This window comes from Parahaliea mediterranea, assembly GCF_017255185.1.
Taxonomy (GTDB): domain Bacteria; phylum Pseudomonadota; class Gammaproteobacteria; order Pseudomonadales; family Halieaceae; genus JAFKCZ01.
In genome coordinates this window covers 41997-62397 of sequence record NZ_JAFKCZ010000011.1, presented here as the reverse complement: position 1 = coordinate 62397, position 20401 = coordinate 41997, and the positions used below count along the sequence as shown (strand labels likewise).

Annotated in this window: 19 protein-coding genes and 1 tRNA gene; 15 read left to right on the top strand and 5 right to left on the bottom strand. The window is 65.1% G+C overall.

All coding sequences use genetic code 11. The features are described 5' to 3' along the window. Positions 1-8: 8 nt before the first annotated feature. Positions 9-155 (bottom strand): hypothetical protein, encoded by a 147-nt coding sequence (locus JYP50_RS22290; RefSeq protein ID WP_431311304.1) that lies wholly within the window; start codon positions 153-155, stop codon positions 9-11. 391 nt (positions 156-546) lie between these two features. Here JYP50_RS22290 and JYP50_RS15280 point away from each other — a divergent pair, with 391 nt between their 5' ends. The 8 genes from JYP50_RS15280 to JYP50_RS15245 all read left to right on the top strand — a co-directional run bounded on the left by JYP50_RS15280 (position 547) and on the right by JYP50_RS15245 (position 11436). Continuing rightward, positions 547-3594: a TonB-dependent receptor gene (locus JYP50_RS15280; RefSeq protein ID WP_206561418.1), complete on the top strand. Its 3048-nt coding sequence runs from the start codon at positions 547-549 to the stop codon at positions 3592-3594. Between the two features lie 88 nt (positions 3595-3682). Further along, complete coding sequence (locus JYP50_RS15275) at positions 3683-6511, top strand: hypothetical protein (RefSeq protein WP_206561417.1); 2829 nt, start codon at positions 3683-3685, stop codon at positions 6509-6511. 334 nt (positions 6512-6845) lie between these two features. Continuing rightward, positions 6846-7532, top strand: a complete 687-nt coding sequence (locus JYP50_RS15270; RefSeq protein WP_206561416.1) for a DUF3313 family protein — start codon at positions 6846-6848, stop codon at positions 7530-7532. Between the two features lie 78 nt (positions 7533-7610). Further along, positions 7611-8405 (top strand): hypothetical protein, encoded by a 795-nt coding sequence (locus tag JYP50_RS15265; protein ID WP_206561415.1) that lies wholly within the window; start codon positions 7611-7613, stop codon positions 8403-8405. Between the two features lie 67 nt (positions 8406-8472). Further along, a complete protein-coding gene (locus JYP50_RS15260) occupies positions 8473-9498 on the top strand; it encodes an HAD family hydrolase (RefSeq protein WP_241263191.1) in 1026 nt (341 codons plus the stop codon). Between the two features lie 133 nt (positions 9499-9631). Then, positions 9632-10294, top strand: coding sequence for a glutathione S-transferase family protein (locus JYP50_RS15255; protein WP_206561414.1), 663 nt, complete (start codon positions 9632-9634; stop codon positions 10292-10294). A gap of 155 nt (positions 10295-10449) precedes the next feature. Next, positions 10450-10806 carry a hypothetical protein gene (locus JYP50_RS15250; protein WP_206561413.1) on the top strand — a complete coding sequence of 119 codons (357 nt, stop codon included), beginning with the start codon at positions 10450-10452 and terminating at the stop codon, positions 10804-10806. 90 nt (positions 10807-10896) lie between these two features. Further along, complete coding sequence (locus tag JYP50_RS15245) at positions 10897-11436, top strand: DUF3833 domain-containing protein (protein WP_241263190.1); 540 nt, start codon at positions 10897-10899, stop codon at positions 11434-11436. Positions 11437-11439: 3 nt separating this feature from the next. Here JYP50_RS15245 and JYP50_RS15240 read toward each other — a convergent pair whose 3' ends face one another. Next, complete coding sequence (locus JYP50_RS15240; protein ID WP_206561412.1) at positions 11440-12204, bottom strand: DUF2189 domain-containing protein; 765 nt, start codon at positions 12202-12204, stop codon at positions 11440-11442. Positions 12205-12447: 243 nt separating this feature from the next. Here JYP50_RS15240 and JYP50_RS15235 point away from each other — a divergent pair. Then, positions 12448-12524: transfer RNA gene (locus JYP50_RS15235), tRNA-Arg, on the top strand. A gap of 39 nt (positions 12525-12563) precedes the next feature. Here the strand turns inward: JYP50_RS15235 and JYP50_RS15230 are convergent. After that, on the bottom strand, positions 12564-13178 hold the full coding sequence (locus tag JYP50_RS15230) for a TetR family transcriptional regulator (RefSeq protein ID WP_206561411.1): 615 nt from the start codon (positions 13176-13178) through the stop codon (positions 12564-12566). 260 nt (positions 13179-13438) lie between these two features. Between JYP50_RS15230 and JYP50_RS15225 the strand changes: the two genes are divergently transcribed. Genes JYP50_RS15225 through JYP50_RS15210 form a run of 4 tightly spaced genes read left to right on the top strand, consistent with a single transcriptional unit; the run spans position 13439 to position 17659 of the window. Further along, positions 13439-15367 carry a transglycosylase SLT domain-containing protein gene (locus JYP50_RS15225; protein WP_206561410.1) on the top strand — a complete coding sequence of 643 codons (1929 nt, stop codon included), beginning with the start codon at positions 13439-13441 and terminating at the stop codon, positions 15365-15367. Then, positions 15367-16329: an arsenosugar biosynthesis radical SAM (seleno)protein ArsS gene (gene arsS / locus JYP50_RS15220; protein WP_206561409.1), complete on the top strand. Its 963-nt coding sequence runs from the start codon at positions 15367-15369 to the stop codon at positions 16327-16329. Before JYP50_RS15225 ends, arsS begins: the two co-directional genes overlap by 1 nt. Then, a complete protein-coding gene (locus JYP50_RS15215; RefSeq protein WP_206561408.1) occupies positions 16326-17006 on the top strand; it encodes a TIGR04283 family arsenosugar biosynthesis glycosyltransferase in 681 nt (226 codons plus the stop codon). The genes arsS and JYP50_RS15215 overlap by 4 nt, the downstream gene beginning before the upstream one ends. Before the next feature lie 5 nt (positions 17007-17011). Next, complete coding sequence (locus tag JYP50_RS15210) at positions 17012-17659, top strand: TIGR04282 family arsenosugar biosynthesis glycosyltransferase (RefSeq protein ID WP_206561407.1); 648 nt, start codon at positions 17012-17014, stop codon at positions 17657-17659. Here the strand turns inward: JYP50_RS15210 and JYP50_RS15205 are convergent. Both JYP50_RS15205 and JYP50_RS15200 read right to left on the bottom strand, forming a co-directional pair. Then, entirely contained in the window at positions 17649-18041 is a 393-nt protein-coding gene (locus JYP50_RS15205; RefSeq protein ID WP_206561406.1) for a hypothetical protein, read from the bottom strand. The genes JYP50_RS15210 and JYP50_RS15205 overlap by 11 nt on opposite strands. A 350-nt stretch (positions 18042-18391) precedes the next feature. After that, positions 18392-18757 carry a translation initiation factor Sui1 gene (locus tag JYP50_RS15200; RefSeq protein ID WP_206561405.1) on the bottom strand — a complete coding sequence of 122 codons (366 nt, stop codon included), beginning with the start codon at positions 18755-18757 and terminating at the stop codon, positions 18392-18394. A 64-nt stretch (positions 18758-18821) separates the two neighbouring features. On the opposite strand from JYP50_RS15200, the gene JYP50_RS15195 reads away from it, so the two are divergent. After that, on the top strand, positions 18822-19064 hold the full coding sequence (locus JYP50_RS15195; protein ID WP_206561404.1) for a SlyX family protein: 243 nt from the start codon (positions 18822-18824) through the stop codon (positions 19062-19064). Positions 19065-19153: 89 nt separating this feature from the next. Then, positions 19154-20389 carry an acyl-CoA dehydrogenase family protein gene (locus JYP50_RS15190; RefSeq protein WP_206561403.1) on the top strand — a complete coding sequence of 412 codons (1236 nt, stop codon included), beginning with the start codon at positions 19154-19156 and terminating at the stop codon, positions 20387-20389. Positions 20390-20401: the final 12 nt, after the last annotated feature.

The window sequence follows — 20401 nt, the reverse complement described above, 5'->3', positions numbered from 1 at the left end:
TGTCCTCGTCAATCAATCAGCTGGTGGATATCTTCCTGTCCGTGCCAGACGCTGGCCCGTTTGCTGTTGTTCCTCTTGCCGGCGTCGTCCATGACGTGAATCTCGCCGCCGCGCTTGAGGAATTCCTCGACCTGACACTGGATCTGGTCGCGCATTTGCTGTTTCTCGTACCTGTTCACGGATCCCGCATTGCTCGCCATGGCGAAATTCTCCCTGAAAGAACACGTTGGGCGCAGGATGGCGCCCGCCTGTTGCAGGAAAAAGTCAGGGAATTGAACAATTTGTGACAGGGTCGCCCGCCGTCCTTGGCGCGCGCCCCGGGGGTGGTTCTTTCGGCAGCCGCGCCGGGGAAGGGGATTGCAAGGCAAGCGCTAACTTTTACCGGCGCAATCTCAAATCTTTAACAAAATTGTCATCTTGCGGGCCTAGTATGCACCCAACGTTAGGGGGTCATTGCGATCCGTGCGCCCCTTGCCACTGCTTGTTGGTGGGTTTTGGGGGCGATTAAACCAGCATGTTCACAGTTCAGGGTTAAGGCACTTTCCTATGAAGAGAACGTATTTTTGCATTGGCCTGCTGTTGTCCCTGGTGTCGCACCAGGTGATGGCGGCCGGCCTCTATGTGCAGCTATTCCTCGACGACGCGCCCCTGCAGGGTGTTGTCGCCACCCTGGACGACGCGCCGGCGGGTGCTTCCGACCGCCGCGGCACGGTGAGCGCCGAGTTGCAGGCGGGGCAGCACGTGCTGATCCTGTCAGATGATGACCTCGATTTTCCCATCGAGTTCCGGTCGGCGCAGAACGAGGATGTGGAGGTCAGCGTGATCTTCACGTCCGCCAAGGGCGACGAGCCCGAGGTGTCGGTGCGCAAGTTCACGGCGGGCGAGGCCGGTGCCGAGGGCTACGTGACGGGTACCGTGACCAATACCGCCAACAGCCCGATCGCCGGCGCCAGCGTGGTGGTCGGCGGGGCCGGCGTGGCCGCCACCACCGATGCCAACGGGGTCTACGTGATCGACGTGCCACGTGGCGAGTACGAGTTGAAAATCTCCCATCCCGAATACCGCGATACCACCGTACCCGGTATCCGCGTGCTGGCCGACCTGGGTGTCACCGCCCAGGTCAAACTCTACGCCGAATCCACGGCGGAAACGCTGCAGCTTCCCTCCACCGCATTGGAAGAAGTGGTGGTGCTGGGCGTGTTCAATCCCACCGAGGACGCCGGCACCCTGGAGCGCTACGCGACCTCCATCACCAACGCCATCGACGTGGCCATGCTGGAGCGTTTCGGCGACTCCGATGTCGCCGCGGCCCTGAACCGGGTCGTCGGCGTGGCGGTGACCGACTCCAAGTACGCCACCGTGCGCGGCCTCGACGGGCGCTACATTTCCAGCACGCTCAATGGCCTGCTGATGCCCAGTACCGACCCCCAGCGTCGCGACGTGCAGCTGGATCTGTTCCCGACCAATATCCTCGGCGGTATCGAGATCCAGAAGTCCTACACGCCCGACCAGCTGGCCACCACCACTGGCGGTTCGATCAAGATCAATACCAAGGGCCTACCGGACGAGCGGGTGTTCAAAGTGGGGGCTTCCACCGCCTACAACTTCGACTTCACCGGCGACGACATCCTCAGCTACCGCGGCTCCAACAGCGACTGGCTCGGCTTCGACAGCGGCCTGCGCGACCTGCCGCGCAATGTGGTCAACGGCACCAATGGCGGCACCTCGCTGACGGTTTGCGACCCGGCCATCGATCCCGATCGCTGCACCTCGCCGTTGGAGGCCGCCCAGTACGGCGTGTCGTTCCAGGACGACTACAACGTCACGGAAAAGACCGCGCTGCCAGAGGGCGGGCTGTCCGTTTCCTACGGTGATCGCTTCCCCACCGACAGTGGCGAGTTCGGCTTCTACGCCGCCGGTGACTACGGCTACAGCACCTCCGACCGCGGTAGCGCCGCGCTGACCAACCCGCTGGAAACCACCGGCAGCTATATGCGCTCGCAGCAGACGGTGACCCTCAACGGCTACGTGGTGGCCGGTTACGAGTACGGCGCCGCGGACGAGATTCTCAGCAAGACCATCCTGCTGCGCAACAGCGAGGACACCACCCGCTGGGAGAGCGGCGTTGATCGCGAGGACAGCGATGTCGACAAGGCCATCCTGCAATGGGTCGAGCGCCAGTTCTTCTCGCAGGAGTTTACCGGCCACAACGAGTTTGACTTCGATCACGGCACGCACCGGCTGGACTGGCGCCTGGCCTACTCGCGCACCGATCGCGACGAGCCGGACCGCCGCCAGTACACCTACTTCAACGGCAACCTGTCCACCTCGGCCTTCGAGCGCCGCTGGTCGGAGCTGACCGAGGACAGCAACGATGTCACCGTGGACTACACCGTGCCGCTGGACTGGGGCAGCGCCAATACCACGGAGTTCAAGGCGGGCATCCTGTGGTCCGACAAGGACCGCGAGGTGGCCCAGTACCGCTTCGGTATTCGCCGCGGCGACAACGCCGACCTCGACCTGGGCATCGACCAGAACCTGGAAACCGAGGTGCTGCCGTACTACAACTACGTGCTGGACAAGATTCGCCTGGCGGCCAACACCGCCGCCACCGATTCCTACAATTCCCAGGAAGAAATCCAGGCCTACTACCTGAGCGCCAACACCGACTTCGGCGACGCCTGGAGCATGCTCATCGGCGCCCGCTTCGAGGACTTCACCCAGAGCCTCGAGTACCCGAATGAAGAGGGCGGCACCGACAACGACCTGGAGTACGACGACGTCTATCCGGCCCTCAACCTGACCTACCGCCCCATCGAGGATATCCAGCTGCGGGCCGGTTACAGCGAGACCGTGTCCTACCCGGGCCTGATCGAGCGTTCGGAGTCCCTGTCCTACGACCCGGACACCGACGACCCGATTTTCGGCAACCCGGACCTGCGGGTGTCCACCATCGAGAACTACGACCTGCGCATGGAGTACTACTTCTCCGAGGACGAGAGTGTCTCCGTGGCCTTCTTCCAGAAGGATATCGACCAGCCGGTGGAGCGCGCGCTGCCGGACGCCTCGGGCTCCGCGGCCTCGGGCATCACCTTCCGCAACCAGGACTCCGCCAAGCTCAAGGGCATCGAGGTGGACGCCAACATGAACCTGATCGACGCCGCGGACTACCTGCTGTTCGTGCAGGGCAACGTGTCCTACATCGACTCGGAGGTGGAGCTGTCCGAGGACTCCATTCGCCTGGAGGGCGCCAGCGCCAACGGCCGCCAGCTGCAGGGCCAGTCCGAGTGGCTGGGCAATATCCAGCTGGGCTTTGATCACTACCCGACCGAGCAGAAGTTCACCCTGCTGGTGAACTACTTCGACGACCGGATTTTCCGCATCAGCCGCGGCGAGAACACCGGACCGGAATTCGAGGACGGCCGCATCCTGGTCGACTTCGCCTACGAAAAGCTGTTCGGCGAAAACCTGACCCTGGAGCTGCAGGTGAAGAACCTGCTGAACGAGGATGTCGAGTACTCGCAGAACAACCGCGTGATCGAGAGCTACCAGACCGGCACCGTGTTCGGCGCCTCGGTCACCTACGACTTTTGATGACCGCAGTTGGCGGCCCCTTGCGGGGCCGTCGATTGCATAAATTCAGCAACAACCAGCGATACCATTAACGCAAAAGGACTGAATCATGAAACGTAAAGGGCTTGTTGTAGCGACCCTGGTCGCGCTGACCGCGCTGGCCGGTTGTAGTGGCGATGAGGGCGATGATGTCACCATCAATGTCGATGGTGGCGGTACCCCCACTCCCGATCCGGACCCCGATCCCGATCCCGGTACCGGCAGCTGCGACAATGTGGTCGAAGCCTCTTTCGTCAGCTTCAACGACGACTGCAGCGTGGGCACCCTGAGTGGCCTGGTCGACAGTGACTATGTACTGACCAGCGACATCCAGTGGCGCCTGTCCGGCACCGTGCGCGTGGGCGAGGGCAACGAGACAGTCGCCGACACCGCCGATGTGCAAGCGATTCGCGACGCCGGTGTCGACCTGGAAATCGAGGCCGGCACCGATATCCGCGCCTTCGACGACGGCACCCTGCTGGTGACCCGCGGCTCGCGCCTGATCGCCGACGGCACCGCGGCCATGCCCATCACCTTCTCCAGCCTCGACAACAACTACGACGGCCTGGGCGAGTGGGGCGGCGTGGTCGTCCAGGGCTTCGCACCCCAGTACGGCCAGGGCGGCACCGGCGCCTGCTTCGGCAGTGGTGAAGTCTGCAACGTAGAGGGCGAGGGCGGCACCGAGGTCGCGGTCTACGGCGGCAACGATCCGGCCGATGACAGCGGCATCATCCGCTATGTGCGTATCGCCGAGGGCGGCCTGGTGGCCGGCCCCAATAACGAGGTGAACGGCCTGACCCTGCAGGGCGTGGGCCACGGCACTATCGTCGAGTACGTGCAGGTGCACAACAACCTGGATGACGGTGTCGAGTGGTTTGGCGGCACCGTGGACGCGAAGTACCTGGTACTGACCGGCAACGACGATGACGACATCGACTACGATGAAGGCTACATGGGCAACATCCAGTACGCCATTATCCAGAAGGACCAGGAGAAAGAGTCGCCCACCGGCTCCAACGACCCACGCGCCATCGAGGCCAACTCCTCCGACGACGAGTACGTGCCGGAAACCGAGGCAGTGATCGCCAACGTCACTATCGTCGGTGGCCCGGTCAACAATGATGACGCCTCCGAGGCCGGTGCCCAGCCTGGCATGCGCCTGCGCGGGGCCTTGACCACCAGCATCTTCAACACCTCGGTGCAGGGCTTCAACAAAGGCTGCATCCGTATCGACGATGCCGACGTCAATGGCGACGGTTCGATCATCGAGATGTCAAACGTCAGCCTGACCAATATCCTCAACGATTGTGCCGGCGGCATCTACACCCACGAGACGGCGGACGCCGTCAACAACGTGGTGAACCAGACGCTGACCTACAGCGCGACCTTCGCGATCAACGAGGCGGCGGCCCAGCTGTCCTCGGCGCCGGTGATCAACGCGGTCAATAACGGTTCTGGCTTCACCTTCGACCAGACCAACTATGTCGGCGCTGTCGATCCATCCGCCGCTACCGGCTGGTGGGAAGGTTGGACCATCCCCGGCAGCCTCCAGGTCGACGGTGAAGTGGTCGCTCCCGCGGACTTCGTGAGCTGTAATGGCGACAGCAGCGTGTGCACCATCTCCGGCACTATCGATGAGGACTACACCCTGGTGGCCGGCGTCGAGTGGCGCCTGTCCGGCGAGGTACTGGTCGGCAGTGGCAACCGGAGCGTCAGCAACGATGCCGATGTCCAGGCCGTGCGCGATGCCGGCGTGACCTTGACCGTGCGTCCGGGTGTTAGCGTCAAGGCCTTTGACGACGGCTCCCTGCTCGTGACCCGCGGTTCCAAGCTGATCGCCAACGGCTCCGCCGCGAGCCCGATTACCTTCTCCAGCCTCGATGACAATTTCGACGGCGAAGGCGAGTGGGGCGGTATCATCATGCAGGGCTTCGCGCCCCAGTACGGCCAGGGCGGCACTGGCGCCTGCTTCGGCAGCGGCACGGTGTGTAACGTGGTCGGCGAGGGCGGTACCGTGGTCGGCAACTACGGCGGCAACGATCCCGCGGACGACTCCGGCTCCCTGCGCTACGTGCGTATTGCCGAGGGTGGCCTGGTGGCCGGTCCGAACAACGAGATCAACGGCCTGACCCTCCAGGGCGTGGGCTACAACACCCTGATCGAGTACGTGCAGGTTCACGGCAACCTCGACGATGGCATCGAGTGGTTTGGCGGCACCGCCAACGCCCGTTACGTGGTGTTGACCAACAACGACGATGACGACATCGACTATGACGAGGGTTACAAGGGCAACGTCCAGTACGCCATCATCCGCAAGAACCCCAACAAGGCCGCGCCCACCGGTTCCAACGACCCGCGTGCGATCGAGGCCAACTCCAGCGATGATGACTACGCTCCGGAAACCGAGGCCACCCTGGCCAACATCCTGATCCTGGGCAGCGACGTCAACAACAACGATGGGTCCGATGCCGGAGCCCAGCCGGGCATGCGCCTGCGCGGCGCCTTGACTACCGCGATCTACAACACCGCGGTGCGCGATTTCGATGTGGGCTGTGTCCGCATCGATGACGCCGACGTCAATGGCGACGGTTCCAACATCGTGCCTTCCGATGTCACCCTGGTGAATGTGCTGGGCGAGTGCGCCGACGGCTTCTACAACAAGCGCGCGGCCGACGTGGAAGACAATGCCGGCGAAGCGACCAATAGCACCGTGACCATCGATGGCGCCTATGCTATCACCGAGGCTGCGGCCAACGTGGCGGCGCCGGGTATCGTGGCCACCGACAACGGTTCCGGCTTTGAATTCGACGACACCACTTACGTGGGCGCCGTTGAGCCGGGTACCGCCCCCGCCGACGCCTGGTGGAGCGGCTGGATCATCGAGGGTTCCCTGGACTGATCCCCGGAACAGGAACTCAACCGTTCCAATTTTTGACCCGCGCGCAAGCGCGGGTTTTTTTTGGTCCGCGAAAAGTATTCCGAGTGAAACATGGCCGGCCGATCATTCTGTGGTTATAAAAACCACCCCGGTTATTCTATTTGGCTATTTCCAGTGTCGCGTTCCGATTGGTAGAAATACCGGATCGCTGTTCGCAAATCGCCGTGGAATGGCATGGCCCGTGGGCACAAGCGGTGCGATGGACTACACTCAATTGCGTCGGTAGCCATTGCTTTCTTTCCGGAGGGACCGCTCCAGTAGGGAAACAAGTACCTTGAGACCAGGAGAACAAACAATGAAAAAAACCGCACTCTCGATACTCGCCGCCCTGGGGGCCGGCCTGCTGCTGTCCGCCTGCGCCGGGGTGCAACAATCCGCGCCGGAAGTGTCGTTCGACGGCCTGCACCTGGTGCCGGATACCCAGTTTGCCACGGTGTACCTGAAACCCGGGACGGATTTGACGGTGTACAACAAGTTCGGTGTCACGCAATGCCAGGTGGCCTTTCGCAAGAACTGGATGCGGGACCAGAACACGGACCGTATCGACCTGAACAACCGGGTGACCCAGAAGGACGTCGAACGTATCAAGTCCCAGCTGGGAGCTGAATGCGACAAGTATTTCCGCGAGGCCCTGGCCAGGGATCCGGCCTACGACGTGGTGGAAGAGTTCAGCCAGGGCGAGGAAGTGCTGGTACTGCGCCCGGCCATAATCAACCTGGACGTCAACGCGCCGGACGTGCGCTCCGCCGGCATGAGCCGCTCTTATACCACCTCGTCCGGAGAGATGACCCTCTACCTCGAGCTGGTGGACGCCACCACGGACGCGGTGATCGGCCGTATCGTCGACCGCCAGCGGGACTTTGACGACGGCTATCTCACCTGGAGCAGCAGTGTTACCAACAAGGCCGAGGCCGACCGCATCCTGAGCCGCTGGTCGAAGGAGTTGCGCGAGGGCTTGGACAAGGTCCGCGCTGGATCATAAAGGGAAACGGGGCGGGCCCCGGCCGCGTCCCCGGTTCGACAAAATGTCGCGGCAAGGAATGCCGCTTGGGAGAGAGGCATGCCTGGCACCATCGGGAAATCAGTAGCGGCGGCCGTGTTGGCCTGGCTGTGGACCAGTGGGGCGGGGGCCCAGGAGGAGGGCGGCGCGGCCCAGGCCAACAACCCACTGGCCAATATGACGGCCTTTAACATCCACGATTACTACATTGGCGACGTCACCGCCAGCGATGAGTGGGCCAACCAGGCCGTGGCGCGTTTCGCCAAGCCCTTTTCGGTCGCCGGGGCCAACTGGGTGATGCGGGCTTCCCTGCCGCTCAACACCTACCCCACGGGGCCCGGCGGCGATCGCGAGACCGGCATCGGCGACCTCAATGTCTTCGCCGCCTACCTGATCGATACCGGTGATCCGGCGATCAGCTTCGGCATCGGCCCCCAGCTGACCGCGCCCACCGCCAGCGAGGACGCGGTGGGCAGCGAAAAGTGGTCGGCGGGTTTCGCCAATGTGATGTTCAACGCCAGTTCGCCGAAGTTCCAGTACGGCTACCTGTTGACATGGCAGGAGAGCTTTGCCGGCGAGGACGATCGCGCGGACGTGAATGTCGGCGCCTTCCAGCCCTTCGCCTTCGTTCAGCTGGGCGGGGGCACCTACCTGCGCTCGACCCCCGTTTGGGTCTACAACTTCGAGAACGATAGCTACGGCGTGCCCCTGGGGCTGGGGGTAGGGCAGGTGTTCAAGCGCGACAAGACCGTTTTCAACGTCTTTGTCGAACCGCAGGTTTCCATCGCCGACGACGGGCCAGGCCAGCCGGAATGGCAAATTTTCCTCGGCTTCAACATGCAGTTCATGAATTGACAGGCCGCAACCCGGAGTCGGGGCAATCCCGCTTCGTGGCAGCCGATGACGCAAAGGTGATACGGCTATGACTATGTTGCTCGCTCGTAAAATCGCGTATTGGCTTTTGTGGCCCCTGTTGGCAATTGTCCTGGCGCCGGTATCGCTCGCCGCGGAAGACCCGCTGCCGTCCTGGCGTGACGGTCCGGGCAAGGCTGCCATCGTCGAATTCGTCGCGCGCGTGACACGGCAAGATTCCGCCGGCTACGTCGAGCCCCATGAGCGCATCGCCACCTTCGACAACGACGGCACCCTGTGGAGCGAGCAGCCGCTGTACTTCCAGGCCTACTACGCCCTCGACCGCATTCGCGACATGGCCGCGGATCACCCGGAGTGGAAAGAGCGGGAACCCTATAGAAGTGCCCTGGCGGGGGATGTAAAGGGGCTGGCGGCCCAGGGTAAGGGCCCGGTGGTGGAAATGCTGGTGGCGGCCCACGCCAATGTGACCACCGAGGCGTTTACCCGCTCTGTGGCGCACTGGCTGGCCACGGCGCGCCACCCCCGGACCGGCAGGTTGTTTACCGAGATGGTCTACCAGCCCATGCTGGAACTGCTGGAATATCTCAGGGCCAATGACTTCAAGGTGTTTATCGTCTCCGGTGGCGGTATTGACTTCATCCGAGTGTTCTCGCACGAGCGCTACGGCGTGCCTCCGGAGCAGGTGGTGGGTACTACCGGTGGCGCGCGATTCGAACTGCGCGATGGTATCCCCGTCGTCGTCAAAACCGGCGATATCAGCCTGATTGACGACAAGGCCGGCAAGCCGGTCGGTATCTGGCGGCATATCGGTCGCCGCCCGATATTCGCCGCGGGCAATTCCGACGGCGACCTGCAGATGCTGCAGTACACCACCGTTGCCCGCAACGAGGATGACACCACGCCGCGCCTCGGCCTCATCGTTCACCACACCGACGGCGAGCGGGAATTTGAATACGATCGCGAATCGGCCGTGGGCCGGCTGGACCGGGCCCTGGACATGGCGCCGGAGCAGGGTTGGCTGGTGGTGGACATGAAGCGGGATTGGCGGCGGGTTTTTCCCGTCGCGGGCAGCTAAGCCTGCGGAAATAGCTCGCGCGGCGTCCGTTGGCGTCGCATCCCTGCGGGCGCGCGCTGCAAAAACGGGTAGTCCGCAACCGCGACGACGGCGCTATACTGGGCCGCTTCAGCCCATCACCAGGAGACAAGCCATGATCACACTGCACGGATTCCCCTTCAGCAACTACCACAACATCGTTAAACACGCGCTCATGGCCAAGGGCCTGGACTTCGAGGAACACATTACCTACCCCGGCTCGCCCGAGCTGATGGCGGTCAATCCGCTGGGCAAGGTGCCGGCGATGACCACCGAGAAGGGCGCCACCCTGTCGGAGAGCTCGGTGCTGCTGGAGTACCTCGAGGACGCCTACCCGGAGTCGCCCCTGTACCCGGCGGATCCGGAGCAGCGCGCTGGGGTGCGTCGCCTGACCAAACTGGCCGAGCTTTACTTTGACCTGCCCGCCCGCCGTCTGCTGCCGGCGGTGTTCGGCAACGCGGAAATACCCGAGGCCACCCTGGCGGAAGTGCGCGAGGGCCTGGAGCGCGGAGTGGCGGGATTGACCGCCCTGGCCCGTTTCGATCCCTACGTGGCCGGCGATGAACTGACCATGGCCGACCTCTACCTGCGTTACGCCCTGGCCATTCCCAAGATCATCGGCCCCTCCAAGCTGGATTGGGACGTGGTGGCCGCGGTCCCCGGCCTTGGCGAGTGGGATGCGATGATGGCGGAGTCGGAAATCAGCCGCAAGATCGATGCCGACCAGCAGGCCAACACCGCGGAGTTCATGGCCTACCTGCAGAAGCGGGCCGGCTAGCCCGCCAGCTGGCGCCCCACCCATGGCGCCCCGGCCCCGGCGGGGGCGCGTTCCGCGCCGGGGAGGGATTTTTCATGCAACTGTCATAGTTCTGTCATCATACTTTCGTATCCTGCCGCTCCATCGACATAGTCTGAGTTGTGATAGAGCGAGATATGCAGTCCATCGCGAAAGTAATTGTGGCCTTCCTGCTGGCAGCGGCTAGCCTCCAGGCCAGCGCCCTGGCCCTGGGCCCCGACGAGTTTGTGGCCGCCCGCCAGTTGACCTGCGTGCTGGCCCAGGACTCCCTGGGCTACCTCAGCGCAGACGATTTCTCCGACCTGACCGAGGAGGTGCTCGCCGACTACGAGCAGGCCGACGGCGACGTGATTTACGCCAAGGCCCTGGGCTATTTCGACGGCCTGATGTTCGGCCTGCCCGAGAGCGACAGCTCCCAGATTCAGGCTCGCCTGCGCAGCTTCCTGGAAAGCCAGGCCTGCACCCGGGTGGTCGGCGTCAGCTACACCCTCTGATTCTCCCCCGCGGTTCGCCCCGTGGGCGCGCCGCTGATCTCCCGAGTCGCTTTACACGTAGCAAGTACCACTATTGCGACGTGGGAGCGAATGATGCGCTGGTTTTTCCTTCCCCTGGTACCTGCCTGCCTGGCGCTGGCGGCGTGCTCTTCTGTTGAGGTAGGCGATTATGCCGGCAACGCGCCGGCCATGGTGCCCCAGGAGTTCTTCAGTGGCACCCTGGTAGCCGAAGGCGTGGTAAAGAACCGCGGTGGGCGGGTGATTCGCCGGTTTACCGCGGATATCGACGCCCGCTGGCGAGATGGGGTGGGCACGCTGGAAGAGGACTTTGTGTTCGACAATGGCGAGCGGGATCGCCGGGTCTGGACTTTGCGGCCACACCCCGATGGAGGCTTCATTGGCACCGCGGGTGACGTGGTCGGGGAGGGGCGCGCCAGCGTGGCTGGCAACGCCATGTTCCTCGACTATGTGCTGCGTCTGCCGTGGCGTGACGGCACTATTGATGTAGGGGTGGACGACCGCATGTACCTGGTAAGCGAGGACGTCCTGATCAATGAGTCGACCCTGAGCAAGTTTGGCTTCAGGGTCGGGGAAATCCTGCTCACCATTCGCCGCCTCGGTGACACCTGAGCGCTAGTGCACCAGGTCGCGGTAGGCGTGCCAGGTGGCGTGACCCAGCAGCGGGAACACCACCACCATGCCCACCAGCCAGGTGGCGAATCCGGCGGCCACCAGCAGCACCACCAGGGCCGACCACACCAGCATCGCGGGCAGGTCGCGCGCCGTGACCCGGGCGCTGGTGCGCATGGCCGTGCCCGCGTCCACATGGCGGTCGATGATCATCGGTACCGTCACCACCGACAGGACGAACACGATGGTCGCCAGCACGCCGCCGGAACCGATGTAGAGCAGGATCTGGTAGGGGCTGAGGTGGCGCATCACATCGCCCCACACGGTGGCGGTTACGGTCGGCGCGATCTCGCCCGCCGCCCAGTAGAGGATGCTGGCGGAGAGGGCAAACCACAGCAGGGAGATCAGCAACAGCACCTGGGCAAATTCCACCAGGCTGTGCCTGTTGCGGCGCAGCGGCCCCAGGGAGGCTTCGAAATTCGCCGCCTCGCCCTCATCGCGACAGCGGGAAAGCTCGCACAGCCCCGCGGTGATGATCGGCCCGAGCAGCAGGAAGCCGGAGGTCATCGCCGCCACGAAGTAGGGGTGGCGCTCGTAGGCCAGCATCAGCGCGCCGAGACCGGAGACCAGCGCGCCCCAGGCCAGGCTGGCGCCGCGGTGATGCATCATGTCGTCCCAGCCCATGCTCAACCACACCAGGGGGCGGGACATGGGGATGCGTGAAATCGGGTACAACTGGGTGAGGTGGGCAGGATTGGAGCTGGCCATGGCAGTCTCTCCCCGCGGAGCGGGTCCGCGATTGCGGTGGCAGACGGGGCCGCGCAGTCCCTGGCAAAGCCGGCGGGGCGAGGGCCCCGCGCCTGGTCTCCCACGGATATAGGGTTTTGGCACCGTGGTGTCGGTAAAGTTTCACTGTTATTTACAGGTATAGGCGTCCGCGGCGCGGTGTGCAAGGGACGCGGTGAGGGGCGTGCAGGGGCCTGGCTGAACGTATATACTGCCGCCTCCGCAGCCCCGGTGGCACAGCTGGATAGCGCAGCCGCCTCCTAAGCGGCAGGTCGCAGGTTCGAATCCTGCCCGGGGCACCATTTTCACATCGCGGGTCCGCCTGGCCCTCCCGACATACCTCAGTTCACCATCATCGCGCGGATGACCCTGTGCAGTAGCTGTTTCTGGCGCTGTAGATTGGCCTCGCCCTGAGGGTCGCCGGCCCCCAGGGTGAGGAAGGCCTGGCGGGCGGTGAAATAGCCGGTAATGATATTGAACAGGGCGATCAGATTGATCGCCAGGGTTTCGCGGCGGACCTCCATATCGTCGGAAAAAGTCGCCAGCCGCTCCAGGCCGGTGTCGAACAGCGCCGCCAGCCAGCGATGCAGCAGGGCGTTGCCCGGCTGTCCCGCTTCCTCGAGCAGGGCGCGCTGGAGCAGGGCGGCTACCTGGGGGTGTCGCGCCAGGTGGTCCGCCAGTTGCGCCGGCAGCTCGATGAAATCCGGCAGCGTGCTGGCCCGGGCCAGGTGTTCGGCGAGCATCTTGCCGATCGGGTCCAGGGCCCGCTGCAGGACGGCGGTGTAGAGCGCCTCCTTGCTGTCGAAGTGGTTGTAGATCCCCGGCTCCCGCAGCCCGGCCGCCGCGGCGATGAGGCGCAGGGAGGTGCCCGTGTAGCCGTGGCGGGCGAACTGCGCTTCGGCGGTGTCGAGGATGACACTGGCGGTGCGCGGGCCCCTGCGTCGAAAATCCTTCACGCTGCCCCTCCGGTTATCGCTTGATTGTTAAATATTAGTCAAAATCGGGCTGTCAATGGCTTGAATCGCCTGAAGTTCCGCGGGCGGGCGGCCATTTGGTTAACGAACGATAATTAGCTAAGGGCGTTCAGATGCACCGCTAATAACCGCGGGATATTTCCAGCTTTTCCTTGCATTCGACCGGGAGGCGTATCAACCTAGGCACAACCGGTTGGCGGGTGCCGCCCGGTTGTGTTTGTCGAGTTTGAGGTGGACACCAGTTGCGGTATCGGCTCTGTCTGACTTTCCTGGTTGCGCTCGCGGGATGGGCCGCGGGGCCCGCGGCGGCAGCCAACTACGATCTGGATCGCGCCCGGGACGACTACGAGGACGCGGTGAGCGCCCTGCGCGGCGGCCGCAACCGGGAGTTCCAGCAACTGCGGGACCAGCTCGATCAGTACCCCCTCTCCATCTACCTGGATTATTTCAACCTGTCACGCCAGCCCTCCGCGATTCGCCCGGTAGAGGCGAGGCAGTTCGTCCGTGACAGCGAGGGTTCGCCACTGGGCAACCGCCTGCTCGCGGCCTACCTCGAGCGCGCCGGGCGCGAGCGACGCTGGCGGGATTTTCTCGCGCTGATGCCGCAAGAGCCCAACAGCGTCGAGCTCAAGTGTTACTACTTTCGCGCCCGGCTGGCCGACGGCGATCCGCTGGCCGCCTGGGAGGGGGCCGAGCGCCTCTGGGTACACGGCGAATCGCGGCCCAAGGCCTGCGACCCCCTGTTCAGTGCCTGGATAAAGGCCGGAGAGCTGGACGACGACATCGTCTGGGCGCGGATGCTGAAGGCTTTCGACGCGCGCCAGCGCTCCCTGCTGCGCTATGTCGGCAGCAAGGGCAGCGACCGGCTCGCACCCTGGGCCGACAAGCTGCAGCGCGTCTACGCCAGTCCGGCTGTCCTGCCGCGACTGACGCTGCCCCCGGACCAGCCCCGCTCCCGGGATATCGTCAGCCACGGCCTGGCTTACCTGGCGCGCTACAAACCCGAACGGGCCCTGCACCACTGGCGGCAGTACCAGAATGACATGGCGTTCAGCCCGGAGCAGCGGGAGCAGGTGGAGGCGGCCATTGTGCTGCACAGCCTGTTCGCCGAGTCGGCAGCCAACCGGGCCTGGGTGGACACGGCGCTGCCGCGGTTGAAGCAGGACCGCCTGGTGGAGATTCGCCTGCGCTGGGCGCTCGCGGAGCGCGACTGGCAGAGCATGGCGGCCCTGCTGCCGGTACTGTCGCCCGGAGCCCGGGAAGCCAATGTGTGGCGCTATTGGCAGGCCCATGTGCAAGAGGTGCACGGCGAGGTGGAGGCGGCGCGCGCCGCGTTGGCGGAGCTGGCCACCGAGCGGGACTACTACGGCTTCCTGGCGGCGGATCGCCTGGGCCGGCCCTACGCCTTTAACGCCAAACCCATCGTGCTCGCCAACGACCGGCGGGACGCGCTATTGCAGCTGCCGCCGGTGCGCCGGGTCGGCGAATTGAACTTCCATCGCGAGACGAACAACGCCCATTCCGAGTGGTACCAGCTGCTCAAGCGTTCGGAAAATGGCCAGCAGGAGGCGCTGGCCTCGCTCGCCGCCAGCCAGGGCTGGTACCGCATGGCCATCGACGCCGCCAACCGCGCCCGCGCCTGGGACGCGCTGGACCTGCGCTTTCCCTTGCCCTACCAGGATACGTTTACCCGTTATGCCTCCCTGCACCAGGTGCCCAGCACCGAGCTGATGGCGATCGCCAGGCGCGAGAGCGCATTCTATCCCCGGGCCCGCTCGCCGGTGGGCGCCCGCGGCCTGATGCAAATCATGCCCGCCACCGGGCGCCAGGTGGCGTCGGCCCTGGGCGAGCCGCACGATACCGGCGCGCTGTACGATGTGGAGCACAACGTGTTGCTCGGCAGCGCGTATTATCGCCAGCTACTGGACCGCTTCGACGGCAACCGCGTCTTCGCCCTTACCGCCTATAACGCCGGCCCCCACCGCGTCGACCGCTGGCGGCACAAACCGGGCGAGACCGTACCCGCGGAGGTGTGGATCGAGACCATCCCCTACCGCGAGACCCGCAACTACGTTCAGGCGGTGCTGGCCTACAACGTGGTCTTCCGCCACCTTCGCGGCGAGCCCCACGGCAGCGTGCTCAACCCGGTCGAGCGGGCGGCGAGTTACTGATGCGCGACACCCGCCCACTGCTGCTCGCCAGCGATTTTCCCGCGCTTTATCGGGGGCGCCTCGACACGCTCCAGGTCAATCTGGGCTACCGCTGCAATATGAGTTGCGCGCACTGCCATGTGAACGCGGGGCCCCAGCGCAGCGAGCAGATGGACGCCGCCACCGTCGACGAGGTGCTCGACGCGATCGCGCGATTGCGCCCGGGCGCCCTCGATCTGACCGGTGGCGCGCCGGAACTCAATCCGCATTTTCGTCGCCTGGTGAGCGGTGCCCGCGAGCGCGGCCTGCGGGTGATCGACCGCTGCAATCTCACGGTGTTGCTGGAGCCGGGCCAGGAATCGCTGGCGGAATTTCTCGCCTCCAGCCAGGTGGAGGTGACCGCCTCGCTGCCCTGTTACCTGCAGGACAACGTCGAGCAACAGCGCGGCAGGGGCGCCTACGGCGACAGTGTCAGGGCCCTGCGGCGCCTCAACGAACTCGGCTACGGCGCCGACCCGGCGCTGCGGCTCAACCTGGTGTACAACCCGGTGGGGCCGGTGTTGCCCCCGCCCCAGGAGGCGCTGGAAGCGGACTACAAGCGCGAACTTGACGCGCGCTTCGGCATTCGCTTCAACCACCTGTACACCATCACCAACATGCCGATCAGCCGCTTCGGCGCGGTATTGCTGGCCCAGGGGCAGTACCGCGACTACATGGACTTGCTGCGGGACCGCTACAGCGCGGCCAACCTCGAGACCGTCATGTGCCGCGGCCTGCTCAGTGTCGACTGGCGCGGCCACGTCTACGATTGCGATTTCAACCAGATGCTCGAATTGCCCATGGCCGCGGCGGGCAGGCCCCTGCACCTGCGCGATATCCGCGCTCCGGAGCAGTTGCCGGGTCGCGCCATCGCCACCGGCGAGCACTGCTACGGCTGCACCGCGGGGCAGGGCAGCAGCTGCGGCGGCGCGCTGGAAGGGTGAGTTCGCCCAGCTACAGTTTTGTCATCCCGGTACTCAATGAAGCCCGGGGGCTGCGAGCGCTATTGCCCCGATTGCGCGCGCAATTCCCGGCGGCGGAGCTGTTGCTGGTGGACGGCGGCAGCGACGATGGCTCGGTCGCGGTGGCCATGCCCCGCTGCGATCGGCTGCTGCTGTCTCCCCCCGGGCGCGCCAAGCAGATGAACCTCGGCGCGCGCGCGGCGCGGGGCGATTACCTTCTGTTCCTGCACGCCGATACCGTGCCGCTATTTGACGAGGCGCTGTTGGCGACCTGGCTCGCGGCGCGCCCGCAATGGGGCTTCTGCCGGGTCCGGCTGAGCGGGCGGGCGCCGGCGCTGCGCCTGATCGAAGGCGCCATGAACCTGCGCTCGCGCCTCACCCGGGTGGCCACTGGCGACCAGCTGTTGATGGTGCGGCGGGATGCCTTCCTGGCCCGCGGCGCCTTCGCCGAAATTCCGCTGATGGAGGATGTGGAAGTCTGCAAGCGCCTGCGCGTCGACAGCGCGCCTCGACCCTTTGCCGGCACGGTGCTCACGTCCTCCCGGCGCTGGGAGGAGGGCGGCGTCGTGTCGACCGTGCTGCGCATGTGGGGGCTGCGCCTGGCCTATGTTTGCGGCGTGTCGCCCCAACGCCTGTGGCGCTACTACTATGGCGGTTGACCGGTATGCCGGTTGAGGCGGGCGACACCCTGTTGCTGCAATTCGCCCGGGCGCCGAGGGCCGGGGCGGTAAAGACCCGCATGCAGCCCTATCTCAGCGCCGATCAAGCTTGCGCCCTGCATGAGGAGCTGCTGCGCTGGACCTGCCGCCAGCTGCTCGCCGCCCGCCTGGGGCCGGTGGAGCTGTGGGTCGCCGGGGACGGGAATCACCCGGCCCTGGCGCACTGCCTGGCCACGGGTGCGCTGGGCCCCAGGCGCCAGCGCGGCGGGGATCTCGGCGAGCGTATGTACCAGGCATTGGTCGACGGCCTGGCGCGTTACCGGCGGGTGCTGTTGGTGGGGTCCGATTGCCCGGGTCTGGACGCGGCCTATCTGGAGCAGGCGCGGGAGGCACTGGAGCATTGCGATGTGGTCCTGGGCCCGGCGGAAGACGGCGGCTATGTGCTGATCGGGGCGCGCCGGGTGACGCCGGCCTGTTTCCAGGGCGTGGCCTGGGGCACGGAAGCGGTGTACGCGCAGAGCGTCGCGCGCCTTGATCGCGAGGGTTTGACTTGGCGGGCGCTGGCGCCGCGCCGGGATGTCGACCGGCCGCGGGACCTGCCCTACTGGGAGGCCTGCCGGCGCGAGGCGGCGACCGGCGACCTCAGGCGCTGACCCGGGCCGGGTCGGACACCCGTGAGCGCTGTTCGCCCCCGGCGCGCTGGTACAGCAGCCAGGCGATGGCGGTGCAATAGCTCAGGTTGGTGGTCAGTTCGCTGTCGGGGTCGCTCAGGAAAGCGCGCTGGCTGGCCAGTCCGCGCACCCGGCTGGCGATCTCCGGCTTGAACGCCAGGTAGCGGTCCCAGAGGTCGCGGTGCTGCGCCGCGGTGATATGGAACAGGCCCAGGCCGTCGTTGCGCGCCGAGAACAGGCCCAGCTCGGGCGCCTCGACGGCGGCGTTGAGCAGGAAAGACTCGATGCCCGGGTTCCAGGCGCCCAGGTATTTGAGGGTCGGCCGGATGACCTGTTCCCTCAGGTGTTCTGCGGTAACGTACATAACCCACTTCCTCGCAGGGATATCAATTCCGTTGGGTACTGCCGTTTCACTCGTTGTCACTGTTATAGGGTGTGGGCGGGTCGTTCTGTGTCGTTTTTTCGTCCAGACTGCCTCCGGTGTTGCGCCCGGATTCGCGGAATTTACGCCCCCACGAATGTATTTTTAGCACACGGAATTAATAAATCCAATAAAAATAACAGCTTGGAGCATTTTTTTTAGAAGATTTTTGGGAATGCAGTGTAACTTGATATATCCGGGGGTTTGAAACCTTCTGCCGGGGAAGAAATCTTCGCCAAAAACCCAAATAAATGTCCCGTATTTAAGGCGAAAATCGGCAAATTCGCACGATACTAGCCGCCGGCGAGTTTTACGGTGTAACCCTGCTTTTCCAGCTCCGCCTTGATCAGCTGGCGCTGGTCGCCCTGGATCTCGATCACCTCGTCTTTTATCGCGCCGCCCACCCCGCATTTTTGCTTCAGCTGCTTGGCCAGGGCCTTCAGCGCGGGCCCCGCCAGGGGCAGGCCGCGCACCACGGTCACCGCCTTGCCGCCGCGGCCCTTGGTCTCCCGCTGGATGCGCACGATGCCGTCGCCGACGCTGGCCGGACGGTCCTTGCCGCAGACGCAGTCGGCCACCGGCCGCGCGCACTGGGGGCAGCGCCTGCCCGCGTCGGTGGAGTACACCAGCGCGCTGTTGCCCTTGCGTTTTTGTCCCATGTTGCCTCCGGCTACTGTTGTGGACGCGGTAGTATATAGGGGCATCGACCAATGGAGCAGCACCATGCGAGACCCTGATATCCTCTCCCCCGAAACCGTGGCCCTGCTGCAGGAATTGCAGAGCCAGCTCACCTTCCAGGAGGACACCATCGCATCCCTGAACGACGCGCTGGCGGCGCAGCAGCGAGAGCTGCTGGTGCTGCGCCGCCAGGTGGAACTGCTCAAGCAACAACAGGACGAGCACACCGCCGCCCTCTCCGAGCTGCCCGGCGGCGCCGCGCCGGCGGAGCGCCCCCCGCATTACTAATCGGTAACTATCGCTTGTGCCAGTTGCCGCGCGCCGGGCCATGCAGCACACTGGCGCGATAACTCCAATCCTTCATACAGGGAGACAGCATGTCCGCAAGTGCGCGTAAAGATACCCCGGAGCAGGCGGAATTCCGCCAGTACTGCCGCCAGTGGCTGGCGCAGCACAAGCCGGGCGAGCCCCCGGTGCGGTTGCCGCAGTCACCGCTGGAGATCATGACCGAGCCCCAGCTTCACTACCTCCAGGCCTGGCAGAAGTCCGCCTACGAGGCGGGATTGATCGGCTGTGATTACCCGCAAGAGGTGGGCGGCGGCGGGCGCGGCGATTGCCAGCGCATCGCCAACCAGGAGATGATCGCCGCGCGCACGCCTTTCCTGCCCAACGTGATCGGCCTGGGCATGGCCGCCCCCACGGTGTTCTATCACGGCCAGGAGGAACTGAAGCGCCGCCTGCTGCCGCGGTTGTTTTCCGGCGAGGATATCTGGTGCCAGGGCTTCAGCGAGCCGGGCGCGGGCTCGGACCTGGCCAGCGTGCAAACCTTCGCCGAGCGGCGGGGCGACAAGTGGGTGATCAACGGCCACAAGGTGTGGACCTCGCTGGCGCATTTCGCCGAGTGGATGATCCTCCTGTTGCGCACCGACCGGTCCCACAAGTACGACGGCCTGTCCTATTTCGTGGTGCCGATCCGCGCCGCCCTGGGCAAGGGGGTCACGGTGCGACCGCTGATCAAGATCACCGGCGAGACCGGTTTCAACGAGGTGATCTTCGAGGACCTGGAAGTCGACGACAGCTACCGCCTGGACGAGTTGGGCAAGGGCTGGCAGGTGGCGATGACCACCCTGCTGCACGAGCGCAGTGCCGGCGAGCTGCAAACGCCCCGGGCCGGGGGTATGAAAAGCGGCGCCACCCACGACACCAACAGCCGCTCCCTGATCGAGCTGGCGCGCACCACCCGGCGCGGCGAGGGCAGGGCGGCGGACGACCCGGTGTTGCGCGATCGCATCATGCGCGCGGTGATTCGCGAAAAGGCCTTTGAGCAGACCCTGAGGCGCAGCCGCAACCAGGCGTTGCTGGACCACCCCATGCGCCTGCCGCTGCAGAACAAGCTGCTGGCGAGCGAGCTCGCACAGGAGGTCGCCGACACCGCGCTGGCGGTGGCGGGCGCCGCCGGTTCGCTCTACCTCGCGGACGATAACGCCCCCGCGGGCGGCCAGTGGCCCATGGCCTATATGAATTCCTTCGGCATGACCATCGCCGCCGGCACCAGCGAGGTGCAACGCAACATCCTCGGCGAGCGCGTGCTGGGCATGTCCAAATCCAAGTAGCCGCCGGCCGCA

Excerpts from the sequence above, each read along its gene's own strand:
- JYP50_RS15280 (WP_206561418.1), top strand. The coding sequence starts at position 547 with ATGAAGAGAACGTATTTTTGCATTGGCCTGCTGTTGTCCCTGGTGTCG.
- JYP50_RS15245 (WP_241263190.1), top strand. The coding sequence starts at position 10,897 with ATGATGCGCTGGTTTTTCCTTCCCCTGGTACCTGCCTGCCTGGCGCTG.
- JYP50_RS15275 (WP_206561417.1), top strand. The coding sequence starts at position 3,683 with ATGAAACGTAAAGGGCTTGTTGTAGCGACCCTGGTCGCGCTGACCGCG.
- JYP50_RS15210 (WP_206561407.1), top strand. The coding sequence starts at position 17,012 with ATGCCGGTTGAGGCGGGCGACACCCTGTTGCTGCAATTCGCCCGGGCG.
- arsS (WP_206561409.1), top strand. The coding sequence starts at position 15,367 with ATGCGCGACACCCGCCCACTGCTGCTCGCCAGCGATTTTCCCGCGCTT.
- JYP50_RS15250 (WP_206561413.1), top strand. The coding sequence starts at position 10,450 with ATGCAGTCCATCGCGAAAGTAATTGTGGCCTTCCTGCTGGCAGCGGCT.
- JYP50_RS15205 (WP_206561406.1), bottom strand. The coding sequence starts at position 18,041 with ATGTACGTTACCGCAGAACACCTGAGGGAACAGGTCATCCGGCCGACC.
- JYP50_RS15265 (WP_206561415.1), top strand. The coding sequence starts at position 7,611 with ATGCCTGGCACCATCGGGAAATCAGTAGCGGCGGCCGTGTTGGCCTGG.
- JYP50_RS15270 (WP_206561416.1), top strand. The coding sequence starts at position 6,846 with ATGAAAAAAACCGCACTCTCGATACTCGCCGCCCTGGGGGCCGGCCTG.
- JYP50_RS15190 (WP_206561403.1), top strand. The coding sequence starts at position 19,154 with ATGTCCGCAAGTGCGCGTAAAGATACCCCGGAGCAGGCGGAATTCCGC.
- JYP50_RS15240 (WP_206561412.1), bottom strand. The coding sequence starts at position 12,204 with ATGGCCAGCTCCAATCCTGCCCACCTCACCCAGTTGTACCCGATTTCA.
- JYP50_RS15260 (WP_241263191.1), top strand. The coding sequence starts at position 8,473 with ATGACTATGTTGCTCGCTCGTAAAATCGCGTATTGGCTTTTGTGGCCC.
- JYP50_RS22290 (WP_431311304.1), bottom strand. The coding sequence starts at position 155 with ATGCGCGACCAGATCCAGTGTCAGGTCGAGGAATTCCTCAAGCGCGGC.
- JYP50_RS15195 (WP_206561404.1), top strand. The coding sequence starts at position 18,822 with ATGCGAGACCCTGATATCCTCTCCCCCGAAACCGTGGCCCTGCTGCAG.
- JYP50_RS15200 (WP_206561405.1), bottom strand. The coding sequence starts at position 18,757 with ATGGGACAAAAACGCAAGGGCAACAGCGCGCTGGTGTACTCCACCGAC.
- JYP50_RS15255 (WP_206561414.1), top strand. The coding sequence starts at position 9,632 with ATGATCACACTGCACGGATTCCCCTTCAGCAACTACCACAACATCGTT.